This window comes from Pontibacter sp. LHS1 (assembly GCF_058932855.1).
Genome location: NZ_JBZYWF010000001.1, coordinates 250347 through 264110, shown reverse-complemented (window position 1 = coordinate 264110; position 13764 = coordinate 250347). Strand labels below are relative to the sequence as shown.

Here is a 13764-nt window from a genome sequence, read left to right as displayed (position 1 = left end):
TGCTGCTGATGAAATACCCGAAAGCCCGCTGGTTTAAACCAGCGGGCTTTTTGTTTCAGCTCCAAGCCATTTTTTGCAAATTGCGGAATAGAACAAGGTAAAAGCTTTAAGAAAGCACATGACATAAATCATTTATTCTCTCAGAATAAATAACCTATTTCGCGTACCAAAATAACAGCATATAAAACGATGAACGATATGATGCAGCAATTACGAGAGTCCGCTTCTTATATACAGGATCAGACGGGCAACTTTCAACCTGAGTTTGGCATTATCCTGGGGACGGGCTTGGGCGCCTTGATCAAAGAGATTGAAATTGAATATAGCCTCAACTACGCCGACATCCCGCACTTCCCGGTTTCTACAGTAGAGAGTCATTCAGGCCGACTAGCCTTTGGAACATTGGCTGGTCGTCGGGTGATCGTGATGCAGGGCCGCTTCCATTACTACGAAGGCTATACCATGAACCAGGTCGTGCACCCGGTGCGTGTGATGAAGCTGCTGGGCGTGCAGAAGCTTTTCATTTCCAATGCCAGTGGCGGTCTGAACCCTGCCTTCAATACATCTGACCTGATGGTGATCACGGACCATATCAACCTGCAACCATCCAACCCACTGATCGGTCCGAACCTGGACGAACTGGGACCTCGCTTCCCGGATATGAGCGAAGTGTACGACGAAAGCATGGTACGCCAGGCGATGGTCATCGCTGAGGATGCCGGCTTCACACTGCAGGAAGGTGTTTATGCCAGTGTACCAGGACCAATGCTGGAGACACTGGCTGAGTACAGCTACATTGCCCGCATCGGGGCTGATGCCGTGGGTATGTCCACCGTACCGGAGGCCATCGCCGCCCGCCACATGGGCATGAAGATTTTCGGTATCTCGGTAATCACGGACATGGGCACACCAGACCGCATCAAGAAAGTGATCCTGGCCGATATTCTGGAAGCCGCTGCGATAGCAGAGCCACGCATGACCATGCTCATCAAAGAGCTGGTGCGTCAGCAGTAATGCTTAAACACGGGAGCGAGAGCATATATAAACAAGCAGGGGCAGCCATTAGGAGGCCCCTGCTTGTTTACAGCATTTTATACTGTCAGGTAAGTGAGTGCGAGGAGTAGTGCGTTAAACAAGCCGTGAGATACGATCGCCCAGGTCAGGCTGAAGCGGAGTCGGATGTAGCCCCAGAACAAGGCGCCAATAAACTGCGGCACCACCAGCAAAGGTATAAGGGCCATGGGCAGGTGCAGGTTCTCATAGTTGGCCAGGTGCACCAGGGCGAATACGGTCGTGAAGGTATAGAACACTGCCGGGAACCGCTTTTCCCAGAGGCGCCGCAGGTACCAGGCACGCATATCCGATAGTACCACCCAGATGGCCAGCATCAGAGCTGCAAGCCAGATAACGGCACTCACAAGTGTGCTGATGTGCAGCATCTCCAGCAGCGTAGGAAGTATAAAGAAGATGATGGTCAGGAAAGCGACAAATAGCCGCATGCGGGTATAGCGCAAGGGAGCACGAAAGAAAAATTCCTCTATGGCAGGACCAATCACCGCTACAGCCAATAGCACCAGCAGGGGGTTGTTCTCCTCCAGGAAACGATCAAGGCGATGACTGGCAAACGGGTTGTAGCCCATCAGCTTGATCAGGCCAAATATGATGGCTGCTATACCCAGGCTCAGCACGAACTTGAGTACAAACAGTTGCAGCAGTGGCCGCCATACCTCCTCAGGTTTTTGGTGCAGCGCCTCCAGCTGTTTGGGGGCTTTCAGAAAACGCCAGAAGGCCAGTATGGTTTCTTTTGGACGAGGGCTTGGGTTTTCTCTAACCCGGTCAGGAGGTAAAGGTGCTTCCATCGTTTGTTTTACTTCTCAATCACGACCGTTCTGCGGTTATAGGAGAGGTTTGTAAAGATGCCAATACCTCCCTTTACAGAAGAGACAATGCGCGAAGGCTGGGCAAATGGGTTTCCGTTGGCCCTGCGTGCATCTGAAATAGAGCTCAGGAAGTCGTAATACTGCTTCTCGATATGAAACAGTGACACGACCAGTGTATCGCCCTCTTCGTAGTCATAGCCCGACCCATAGGACACGCGCTGGCCATTGGTAAGCTGGTCATTGGATACGAAGTCGCGCTGTGAGGAGTTGGACAGGCTGTCGCGGTGCACCATGTAGCGGTAATAGTTCTCAGCATCCGGGTCGTCCTGGTAAGAAGTGAGCAGGTAGGCCTTGTTTCTTTCATTGAACTTCCACTCCACAGCCTCAATCGGCACCTGGCCCATAATGGTGGTAGTGCCCGTCACGTGACGCCCTTTTTTGTCTTTCACCTCCAGCGTAAGCACATCGCCCGGTTTCAGGTTGAGTTTCTCGTTTTTGCGGTGGGTATAATACTTGCCGGTTTCTTTGTTCTGAATGGGGCTGAAAGGCAGTTTGATCGTCCTACCCTGGTGCGTGATGAACACTTCCGCATCAGGCACAAGCGGTAATTCAGGTTCGTTGAAGTAACTCACACTCTCCAACACAACGGCCCGAAGGGGTTTGCCGGGCTCCAGGTAGCATTCAACCACGAGCTGTGATTCGTAGGGGGGTAACTTAACCTCCACTTCCTGCTCCATGTCACAGGACAGCAGCAAAAAAAGCAGGGGCAACAGCAAGGTATAGATCGGTAGTCTGGTCTTCATCAGAACTTGAAATTATAGGTAACAGAAGGTATAACCGGGAAGAGCGACACCTGCTTGGCCCGGAAGCCGAGTGTTTCGTTGTCTTCTTCGTCCTTCACCTGCTCAAAGTATACAAAGTATGGATTGCGGCGGTTGTAAGCGTTGTAGGCATTGAACGTTAGGTCGGCCTCACCATGCTTGGGCTTGAGCTTGAGTACCAGGCCCAGGTCCAGCCGGTGGAAAGCATCCAGTCGGAAGCTGTTGCGGTCGCTGTACACAGGCACCACCGTAGCACTCTTGCCCTGCACATCCTGAAAGGCGAAGCGGGCCACGGGCAGTGAATAGGCGTTGCCGGTGCCATACACAAAAGCGCCGGTCAGGCTGATGCGCTTGCTCAACTCGTGCAGCACCACCACACTCAGGTCATGGCGGCGGTCATAGCGGGTCGGGAAGCGGCGGCCTCCGTTGATGTCGTCGAACTGGCGGTAGCTCCACGACAAGGTATAGCCTACCCAGCCCGTGGTGCGTCCTTTAATCTTCTCGAGGTATACCTCATTGCCGTAGCTCTCACCCTTGCCAAACAGAAACTCCCCTTCCAGGTTGTCATTCACAAACAGGTTGGCCCCGTCACGGAAGTCAATCTGGCGGTGCATCCACTTGTAGTAGAGTTCGTTGGTGACCATGTAGCGGCCACCGCCAAAGAGATGGCTTATACCTGCGGCCACCTGCTGCGAACGCTGCGGCTTTACATAATCGTTAGAAGGGTACCAGATGTCGGTTGGCAGTGAAGCACCGGAGTTGGCCACCAGGTGGATGTACTGCATCATGCTGGCATAGCTGGCCTTCAGGGAGGTGTTCTCGCTCAGGCTATACCTGGCAGAGGCACGTGGCTCAAAGGCACCATAGGTCTTGCCTCCACTGCTGAAGGCCGACATACGCAGGCCGTAATTAAGTGAAAGCTGGCTGTTTACCTGGAAATCATCCGCCACGTAGGCAGCGGCTTCAGTGGCTTCGTAATCATTCCCTGCCCCAAAGCTAACGCGGTCATCGTCCGAGTCGAAGTTGAGGCGGCCGATGGTGAAGTTGTGCCGGGTGGCCATGGCGCCGAATTGCAAGGTATGGCCCTTGTCCAGGATCAGGCTGAAGTCTGTTTTTAGCGCTACATCACGGATGTCGGAGGTCAGGTTGAAGCTGAACACATCGATCTTGTTGTTGACGTTGTATTGGTAGCTGCTGCCAGATAGTGTCGTGTTTACCTGAAAGCGCGGGTTGAACTTGTGCTGCCAGCGCAAAGCGCCTACCTTATTACCCCAGTCGAAACCAAACTGAAAGTCCGCGTCGTTGAATCCAAAGAAATCCCGCCCGAAGTAGCCGCTCAGAAACAGTTCGTCTTTCTCGCCCAGCTTGTAATTTGCCTTGCCATTAAGATCGTAGAAGTAGTAGTCAGGTATAGGATTGAAGTCTTCTTTGCCTTCCTGTATCCGGTTGATCTGGCGCGTGAACACATCAAAGTACGTGCGGCGACCGGAGAGTACAAATGATGATTTGTCTTTCACAATAGGGCCATCCACGGTCAGGCGCGAAGCTATCAGGCCGATGCCACCGGTTACGCCGATGCGCTCCTTGTTGCCTTCACGCATTTTCACATCCACCACCGACGATAGTCTGCCCCCAAATTGCGCCGGGAAGCCGCCCTTGTAGAGTTCCACGCTTTCAACGGCATCCGGATTGAACACAGAGAAGAAGCCGAACAGGTGGGAAGCATTGTAAACTACGGCATCGTCGAGCAATACCAGGTTTTGGTCAGGACCGCCACCGCGCACGTATAGGCCTGAGGCTCCTTCGCCGCCCGATTGTACCCCAGGCTTAAGTTGCAGCGCCTTGATCAGGTCAACCTCGCCGAAAATGGCCGGCAAGAGTTTGGCCTCCCTTGTCGTCAGCGTCTCGACGCTCATTTGGTTGGCGTTGAGTTTCTGCTGGAGCGAATTAGCCTCGATCACGACCTCGCGTAGCTGGCTGTTGGCAGGGAGCAGGGCAAAGTTAACGGTTAGTTTCTGGTCAGAAACCTCGATGGTGCGGGTAGCAGTTTCGTAGCCGATGTAAGTGGCTTGCAAGGTATGGCTGCCTTCAGGCAGTTGCAGGGTATAGAAACCACGTGCATCCGTTGCGGCACCGATACGAAGCTCGGGAACCGATACAGTAGCCCCTATCAGGGCGTCTTCGCTGCCGGTGCCTCGTACATAGCCACTGATGGTGTAGGTGCTCTGCGCAAATACATCAGGGGCGAGGAAACTGAGTAGACAAATTAAGTATACAGCAAAAGCTGGTAAGCGCATCTAACTAAAATTAAAACCGGGGGCTTTGAGAATCAGGCACAAAGGTACATACAAATAACCTGATCCACCCCAGAAAAACGATCCTTATCAGATCTGTTTAAGTAGAATATTTTTTATGAAACAGCGCGATTCTCAAAATGTTCCTTTTTGGGGATGGTTTCTTAAGGCATGGTATCGTTTAGCCAGGAGGCACGCAGGCGAAGCTGTCGCTCCGATGGAGAAGCAACCGGCTCTAACAGGTGCAGTACTTCCCGTTTGACAGCGGTCACTTTTCCGGTGAGTTTTTTGGGTTTCACATTGCCCTTCGCGTCTTTGCGTCCTACGGTGATCTCTATTTTGCTGCCCGGCTCTGCCTGTTGCAGTTCTTCGCCTATGATGTCGCGGATGTTCATGGGCGTGATTTCTCTGCCGTTGAAAGCCAGCAGTTGGTCGCCTTCCTTGAAGCCCATCTGCTTTCCGAATTCATCCATGTCATCAGCCTCAGCTACTGTGATCTTGTCGGCTTCGCGGTCATAGCCTGGCACAAAGCCCCCGTAGGAATTGACCAGCTGCACCGAAACAGGCTCGTATTTAACTCCTACCTTGTTGAGCAGTTCCTCCAGGGGCAGGCGCTCACTGCCTTCCACATAGCGGGCGAAGAAGGTGCGTATCTCCGGGTAAGTGAGTTCGGCTATCTTATCAAATAGCTCGTCGTCTTTGAAAGGACGGCCTTTGCCATAGGTTTTGGCCAGGTCCTGCATCAGGTCTACCAGACCGTACTTGCCATCTGAGAGGTCGCGCAGCTGTATATCCAGCGCCATCCCTATCAGAGCTCCCTTCTGGTACACATTGCCATACTGGTTTTCGTATTCGTCCAACACTTTGGCGCTCATCTCCGTGAAAGGCAAGGTATCGTTAAAAGCCATGGAGTTGAAAATATACTCCCGGATCTTCTGCATGAACTCATCTACCGATATCAGGTTTTCGTGCACCTGCACATGGGAGGCAAAATACTCCGTCACACCCTCATACAGCCAAAGGTGCTTCGACATGCGGGGGTTAATAAAGTCAAAGTCGTGGATCTCTTCGGACTGAATGGAAAGCGGCGTCACGATATGAAAGAACTCGTGGGCGGCTACATCGCGCATGGTGCTGTTGAAGCGCTCCTCCGGCATCTCAGGCAGGTAGTAAACCGAGGAGTTGGAATGCTCCAGCGCACCATAAGAGCCCGACTTGCCCGGTCGCTCCGGCACGTAAATCAGGAAGGCGTACTTATCGACCGGCAGGGTGCCGCCGAGGTAGCTGCGCTGTGCTTCTAATATGTCGCGGATGTTGTCGGCGATGGGCCTGGAAGTCACCCGACCGGTAGGGGAGTAGACAGATACCAGCACGTCAGTCCCGCCCAGATTGAGCACCGTCGTGTCGGGTTGGTTATACATCAGGGGCGAATCGGCCAGCTCCACGTAATTGGGCACAGTATAAGTGTCGGCTGTGGCTGTGTTGGACGTAGCCTGTAGTGCTGTGGAGCCATAAAAACCGGCAGGTTTGGTAACCGTGAGCTCGTAAGGCACCTGCTTGAGTCCGTCGAAATAACCTACGAAGCCAAATGGGTTGAGCAGAAAGTTCTTGCCTTCTTCGATGTTAGTGCCACCCGGCTCAAATACCACATCCTGCCGTCTTTCCGCATCAAAGGTGTCATCTACCCAATAGGTGATCCTGTCCAGGTTCTGGGCCTGGGTAATGCGCCAGCGGTTCGTGTCGATGCGTTCTACAGGCAGTGGCTTACCTTGTTTGTCGAGCGCCTGAAACTCCGACACGAACTTCCCGAAGTCCGAAACGGAGTAGGTGCCAGGCACGATCTTGGGCATGTTATAAATGGCCTCGCCCTGCTTGATAGCAGGGGGGCGCAGGCTTACCTGTACCTTGTCATTTTTAACTTGCGTGAGGTCGATGGTAACAGCGTAGCGAGGTTCAGAACTCGACTGAGTGGCAACTGAGGAACAGCTGAAATGAAGGCTGAGCAGCAGGAGCAGGATCGTTTTGGTTAATTTCATGTTTGCGGACGTGAGTTAACAACCTAGTTAACGGTCACGGGCTGCTTTTGGGTTTGTACTTGCCTTTTCTCTAAAAAAGAATCGACAGAAAGGGGGCCTGCACCGTTGAACAGGTAAAAGAAACCTGCGAAAATAAGCTCTGCTGCCGGATAGTATTGTGGAAATGTCTGCCCGATGTGCACAATCACGATGGCAGCCGTGAAATTGATGATGAGCAGCAGACCAGCCAGCCGTACGCCCCAGCCAAGCAGGAGCATGATACCTATCAGAAACTGGGTATAGACCGACAGGTGAGCGGCTACCAGCGGGTAGGGAACCCCATGTACCTGCAGAAAATCCCGGAATTCGAGCATCCGCTCCCAACTAAACACGTTATCCTGCACGCCATAGATCAAAAAGACGCCCATGGCAAAACGAAGGAACACCACCCCATAGGCTTTGTTGCGACGGAAAAAGGTGAAAGCGTCCCGAGTCATTGGTTATCGCAGAGCACTGATGACTTTGTTTTTCTCATAATCGGAGCCAATGGTATTGGCTGCTTTCTCCACTTCCGCACGCAGGTCCTTATCATTGGCAGGTATAGCGCTTGCAATGTTTCGGAGCACTTTGCCCTTTTCGTAGTCGGAACTTATGCGGCTTACAACAGGCAGCAGCTCTTTATACTGGGCCTGTGACAGCTTATGATTCTTTATAACAGCGTTAATAATTTTTGCCTTCTCATAGTCTGACGAGAATTTATCGATGATGGAGAAGGCCGGTTTGTAGTTGTGCTGGATGAATGCAGGCTGTTCGGCCAATTGCTGCAGTACTTTGACTTTTTCGTAGTCAGAGGAGATTTTACCCGTCTGCTCCAGTGCCATGGCCATGCTCTCATTGCTCAGATCTGGTGTCTCCAGCAAATGCAGAAGAGCTTTGCGTCGCTCGTAGTCTGAATTGATTTTGCCGCTCACTTGCAGGTAGCTGCTTACCACGTCCTTGTTTTTCAGGTGTACGGCTGCTACGGTACCCAATGCTTTGCGGCGTTCATAGTCAGAAGTCACGTGCTTGTCCACAAACTGCAGCGACTGCTTCACATCGGCAGACTTCAGGTCAGGCTGCTGGTACAGGTGATGCACGAAGCGCATCTTCGCATGTTCACTGCCTGCTTTTTCCGCCTCAGCGAGGACTCCTTTCGCGCCTGCTTTACCGTAAAGGTCGTTTACCAGCTCGGCTATACCTATGCCAGTGTTGGCCATCAGGTCTGGCATTACCTGCTGCAGCCACTCTCTGCCAGCTGGCTCATAGGCCACCTTCTTTCCGTTCTCTGAATAAGTACGGGTCAGGTTGCCGTTCGCATCGCTTATGATCTCGAGCCGCTTGGTATCGTCGTTTACCGAGCGCATGTACTTGAGATAACCATTCGGGGAGATGCTTTTGATGTCCTTCAGGTCATCAGTGAGGGTGACAGTGCCCTGGCGCTTCAGCTCTTCCCGCTTGTTATTATCTGTGTTGATGTATACCTGTTCCCCGTTCTTACCGTCTTTGCCACCTACCTGTATCCGGACATTGTTGTTTTTCTTCTTTGCCTTCACGGTGTCCTGCTGCATTACTTCCACACCGGTTATGAGGCGCAGACTGGTAGAGGCGGCTGGGCGCAGGTCAAGCATGCTCAAGACGCCAGCGGCAAGTGAAGCAAAAAAGATAGTAGATGGCTTTGTCATAGTTTTTATTTTTAATGATGCATTTTGTTGGGTAAAGGATGCTTCAGCGGGCAAATTTTTTTATGCCCCGCTGAAGTTCACCTTCAATTAACAATACAAACACAAACTCAATTAAATTACTCTGTTCGCAGCGCCTGCACCGGGTCCTCCAGAGCGGCGCGTGTGGCTTTAAAACTCACGGTCAGTATAGCAATGATCAAGGCCAGCAGACCCGATACAATGAACACCCAGGCGCCGATCGGGGTGCGGTAGGCAAAGTCCTGCAGCCACTGTTGCATGCCGTACCAGGCAACCGGACTGGCGATAATAATAGCCAGGCACACCAGCACAGCAAAGTCCTTGGTTAGCAGCACCACTATACCTGTAATCGAACTGCCCAGTACCTTGCGGATGCCAATCTCTTTGGTACGCTGCTCGGTCGTAAAAGAGGCCAGCCCAAACAAGCCCATACAGGCGATGATAATGGTCAGGAAGGTGAAGTAACCGAAAATGCTGAGCATTTTTTCTTCTGCCCGGTATTGCTCGTTAAAGCTGTCATCCAGAAAGAAGTAGTCCATTGGGTGAGAAGGGGCCAGGCGCTGCCAAACGCTTTCCACATGCGCGAGGGTGGCTTCCATGTTTTCAGGGGTGATGCGTGCCATCAGGTAGCCATTGTTCTGCGGGGCAAGCATAATCACGAGCGGCTCTATCTGGCTGTGCAGCGAGGTGTAGTTAAAGTCTTTCACCACCCCGATCACTTTGGCCCGGGTGGTATCAGAACCGCCAATACGCTTGCCAACAGGGTCATTCCAGCCCATAACTTTGGCGGCCGCTTCATTCACCATGATGCCGTACTGCAGGTCAGTGCTCATGTCTTTTGAGAAATTTCTGCCTGCCACCACAGGTATAGCCATCAGGTCGAAGAACTCATAATCCACCCAGATGGTGTTGAAAGTCTTCTCGACCATCTGGTTGTCACGCTCCACATTGAAAATGATGACACCTGTGCTTGCCCCTGGAATCATGGCACTGGTAGTGGCGCTGGTAATGTTTGGGTGCTTGAGCAACTCAGACTTCACAACTGTCATTTTGTTGACGATAGTCGTGTCGCCGCTGGGGATGTCCACAACCAGCACCTGCTCTTTGTTGAAGCCAAGATCCTGGGTCTTGAGGTAGTGCATCTGGCTGTACACGACCACCGTGCCGATGATCAGTACCAGCGAAATAGTAAACTGCAGGACTACGAGCCCCTTTCGCATAAAAGCGCCGCTGCCTGTTGGCATTTTGCCAGTCTTCAGGATATCAACCGGTTTGAAGTGTGACAGCACCAGTGCCGGATAACTCCCTGCCACCAAGCCGATGAAAAGGCCAATCCCCAGCAGTGTAAGCAAGAAGGAAACATCAAGGAAATAGGTGCCAGGTATATTTTTATCTGCCAATGTGTTAAAGGTGGGCAGCATCAGTTCGACCATCATCAGTGCCAGCAGCACTGCAAGCAGGGTCATCAGGACTGACTCGCTGAGAAACTGGGCGATGAGTTGAGAACGGTTAGCTCCCACCACTTTGCGGAGTCCTACTTCTTTTGCCCGCTTCGTGGCACGTGCCGTCGCCAGGTTCATGTAATTGATGGAGGCGATCAGGAGAATGAACAGGCCCACGAACGAGAAAATGTAGATGTAAGATTTTTTCCCAACCGGAAAAGCCTCCCACAGGTAATCCGTGTTCAGGTGAATGTCTGGCAGTGCCTGCAGGTGCAGTTGCACGCGCTCTGTCGTGTTGGGACGCCCCGGTGCTACCCGACGCTCCACGAAGGCCGGTAGTTGTGACTTAAGCGCAGTCGCATCACCAGCGTTTCTGAGCAGCACGTAGGTATAGCTGTTCGTGCTGCCCCAGTTTGTGCGCATGTTATTGCGAGCCTCCGCAGGTATGGTGCTGAAGGAGGTGAGCACATTGGGTCGCATATGGGCCGCATCCACGGGCTCAAATATACCTGTCACTTTATAAGACTGGCTACCAATGCGGAGGGTGCTGAACATGGCATCCAACGGATCATTAAAGAACTTTGCCGCCACATCTTTCGAAAGCACCATGGTGTTCGGCTCCATCAGGGCAGATTTAGGATCGCCCTCCAGCATTTTATAGTCAAAGAGCTGGAAGTAGTTACTGTCTGCCCAAAAGGTGTGATCGATGGTGATGGCTTTTTCCTCTAAGCGGAGCACCTGTTTGCCACGGTTGATCATGCGGGTAGCAGCTTCTACCTCGGGGAAATCTGCTGCCAGGGCAGGAGCCAGGGCTGCATGGGTAACAGAGGCTTTTTCGACCTCATCCTCTACAATCAGATCGTTTACGACACGGTATATCCTGTCGTGTTTCGTAAAGGTCTTGTCGAAGCTGAGCTCATGCTGGACGTACAGGTATATCAGCACGCATGATGCAATACCGATAGCCAGACCAACAATGTTGATGGCAGCATACACTTTGTTCCGTGTCATGTTGCGCCAGAAGATGAGAAGGTAGTTCTTAAGCATACAATGTTAGCCTCTTTGGTCTTATACTATGGTTTCATGATCCTGCAGCTACTGCTGCGGCACTGTCATACTGCCGCGACAGTCGTTCGCATTTACATTGATTGTGTGCCTGCCTTTGCAGAAGAGTTGCCATCACATAATGCAAGAAGTTTGCGATTTATAGCAGTTCAGCTGCGTGCTTTCTGGCATTGAGGCTTTCTGTCACGATCTGGCCGTCAAACAGGTTCACGATGCGGTGGGCGTATTCAGCGTCTGAAGGAGAGTGCGTTACCATTACCACTGTAGTGCCTGCGTCGTTCAATTCAGACAGCAAAGACATCACTTCACGACCGTGTACAGAGTCCAGGTTACCGGTCGGTTCGTCAGCCAGGATCAGGCTAGGGTTGGATACTGTGGCACGGGCAATGGCGACACGCTGCTGCTGACCACCAGAGAGTTGCTGTGGGAAGTGAGCATGGCGGTGCGCTATACCCATGCGCTCCATGGCCTCTTTCACACGTTTGTCTGCCTCAGCACGCGGTATACCCAGGTAGGCCAATGGCAGTCCGATGTTTTCCTCTACCGTGAGCTCATCTATGAGGTTGAAGCTCTGGAACACAAAGCCCAGGTTATGCTTGCGGATCTTGGCACGCTGGCGCTCCGAAGCGTGGCTGATGTCCTGACCCAGGAAACGGAATGTACCGCCCGAAGGACTATCAAGTAAACCGAGGATGTTCAGCAGCGTGGACTTGCCACAACCGGATGGTCCCATCACCGCCACAAATTCCCCTTTGGCAATGCGCAGGTCTACACCAGCCAGGGCAGTGGTCTCTACCGTGTCTGTGATGTACTTTTTCTCTAACTGCTGTGTTTCGATGATAAATTCTTCCTTGCTCATGGTATCTTAATTGTTATGTTGTTTAAATGTTAAATTGTTGATGGTCAAATTGCTATTAGGTTTGCGTGAGAGAATTATTCAGGAAAAACCATTTAACAATGCAACCATATAGCCATTATTTTACTTTAACTCCAGCCTATCTATGTCGCCGTAGCTTTCATAGGAGGAGAGGACCACTTTCTCGCCTGGCTTCAGGCCGTCAAGCACTTCGTAATGTTTCGGGTTTTGACGTCCGAGTTTGATGGAGCGTTTGGTCGCATGATCCCCCGACTTATCCACCACGAATATCCAGCTGCCCCCTGTGCTTTGGTAGAAGCCGCCGCGTGGCAGCAGCACCGCCTTGCCGCCATCATTCAGGTTCAGCCTGATCTGCAGCGTCTGGCCGCGGCGTATACCTTGCGGAGTGGCATCCTCGGCAAATTCAAGGTCTACCTGAAAAGTACCTGCTTGCACTTCCGGGAACACTTTGGCTACTTTTAGCTTATAGTTCTGTCCGTTGAAGTCGAAGTTGCCTTCCAACCCAGGGTATATGCGGGAAATATAGTGCTCGTCAATAGAGGCCCTCACCTTGTAGCCGCTCATATCGTCCACCTGGCCGATGTTCTCGCCGGCACCTTTAGACTCTCCTACCTGGGCCTTCAGGGTAGAAAGCTGACCGGATATAGGGGCGGTAACATATAAGCTGTTCAGCGTGTTGCGGGCCATGTTGATATTGGCCTGCATTCGTCTGATGGACTCATCCAGTTGGCGCAGTCGGTCATCCAACAGCTTTGCGTCCTGCTTCACGGAGCGGTCGCCAAGAACCTTGCGTTTTTTGAGGTACTCGTACTCCTCTTTAGATGCCTGGAATTCCTCCTGCGAGATCACTTTTTCATCGAACAGTACTTTATTCCGGTTGTAGGCCCGTTCAGCTGTCGCCAGGTTGTATTCAATCTCGGCTAACTCGTTCAACTGCCTGATCTGGTCCTGCTTCATCGTGATCTCAGAGTTCTGACGCTCGTTCATCAGATCGTAAAGCTGTGTTTCACGGGTCATGAAGTCGATCTGGAGCGTCGTATTGGAAAGCTTCAGAATAGTGTCTCCTTTTTCCACCATGCGACCGTCATCGGTATAGATTTTCTCTACACGGCCACCTTCTGATATGTCGAGGTAAAATGTTTTGAGAGGCTCTACTGCACCATCTATGGCAATGAACTCCTGAAACACACCATTCTCCACTGTGCCCACGGTAATGCGCTTGCTGTCAACATTGAGTTTAGAGGAGTGTTCTGCAAAAAGTAAGTTGTAAAGAACCACTACCAGCACCAGTGCAGCACCGGCTATAGCAGCAATTTTCTTAGGGGTATATTTTTTCTTTTCTATAACGCGATCCATAGCGGGGAAAGAGTTTCTGTGTAATGCTGAACAAGGATTGCCAATAAATGTGCCATTGTATTCAATGTTTTGATTTACAGTGATTTATTAATTAATGTGCTCATATTGTTCAGCTTAACTGTTCGGTATCGTACACTCCTTTGTCTGTATGCGAACACTTGAACACACAAGTAAAAATACAGTGTTTTCTCTTTCTGAATTTGGGGTGGGATAGAGGGCCTATAACTTTTGGTATTCTGAATCAGAAAGTATTTCTTTACCCCGAAGAATTTGTT

Annotated in this window: 10 protein-coding genes; 1 reads left to right on the top strand and 9 read right to left on the bottom strand. The window is 51.6% G+C overall.

The window, feature by feature from the left end; genetic code table 11:
• The first annotated feature begins 198 nt into the window (after nt 1-198).
• On the top strand, nt 199-1014 hold the full coding sequence (locus AC5FXQ_RS01140) for a purine-nucleoside phosphorylase (protein ID WP_493600669.1): 816 nt from the start codon (nt 199-201) through the stop codon (nt 1012-1014).
• A gap of 77 nt (nt 1015-1091) precedes the next feature.
• Here AC5FXQ_RS01140 and AC5FXQ_RS01135 read toward each other — a convergent pair whose 3' ends face one another.
• From AC5FXQ_RS01135 to AC5FXQ_RS01095, 9 genes are all read right to left on the bottom strand, one after another.
• Entirely contained in the window at nt 1092-1859 is a 768-nt protein-coding gene (locus AC5FXQ_RS01135; RefSeq protein WP_493600668.1) for a hypothetical protein, read from the bottom strand.
• A gap of 8 nt (nt 1860-1867) precedes the next feature.
• Nucleotides 1868-2683, bottom strand: a complete 816-nt coding sequence (locus AC5FXQ_RS01130; protein WP_493600667.1) for a DUF4249 domain-containing protein — start codon at nt 2681-2683, stop codon at nt 1868-1870.
• Complete coding sequence (locus tag AC5FXQ_RS01125) at nt 2683-4998, bottom strand: TonB-dependent receptor (protein ID WP_493600666.1); 2316 nt, start codon at nt 4996-4998, stop codon at nt 2683-2685. Before AC5FXQ_RS01125 ends, AC5FXQ_RS01130 begins: the two co-directional genes overlap by 1 nt.
• A 161-nt stretch (nt 4999-5159) precedes the next feature.
• Entirely contained in the window at nt 5160-7031 is a 1872-nt protein-coding gene (locus tag AC5FXQ_RS01120) for a M61 family metallopeptidase (RefSeq protein ID WP_493600665.1), read from the bottom strand.
• A 23-nt stretch (nt 7032-7054) separates the two neighbouring features.
• A complete protein-coding gene (locus tag AC5FXQ_RS01115) occupies nt 7055-7507 on the bottom strand; it encodes a DoxX family protein (RefSeq protein ID WP_493600664.1) in 453 nt (150 codons plus the stop codon).
• Nucleotides 7508-7510: 3 nt separating this feature from the next.
• Entirely contained in the window at nt 7511-8731 is a 1221-nt protein-coding gene (locus AC5FXQ_RS01110; RefSeq protein ID WP_493600663.1) for a hypothetical protein, read from the bottom strand.
• Nucleotides 8732-8847: 116 nt separating this feature from the next.
• On the bottom strand, nt 8848-11238 hold the full coding sequence (locus tag AC5FXQ_RS01105) for an ABC transporter permease (protein WP_493600662.1): 2391 nt from the start codon (nt 11236-11238) through the stop codon (nt 8848-8850).
• Nucleotides 11239-11395: 157 nt separating this feature from the next.
• Nucleotides 11396-12115 carry an ABC transporter ATP-binding protein gene (locus AC5FXQ_RS01100; protein ID WP_007660718.1) on the bottom strand — a complete coding sequence of 240 codons (720 nt, stop codon included), beginning with the start codon at nt 12113-12115 and terminating at the stop codon, nt 11396-11398.
• Nucleotides 12116-12235: 120 nt separating this feature from the next.
• Entirely contained in the window at nt 12236-13489 is a 1254-nt protein-coding gene (locus AC5FXQ_RS01095; protein ID WP_493600661.1) for an efflux RND transporter periplasmic adaptor subunit, read from the bottom strand.
• Nucleotides 13490-13764: the final 275 nt, after the last annotated feature.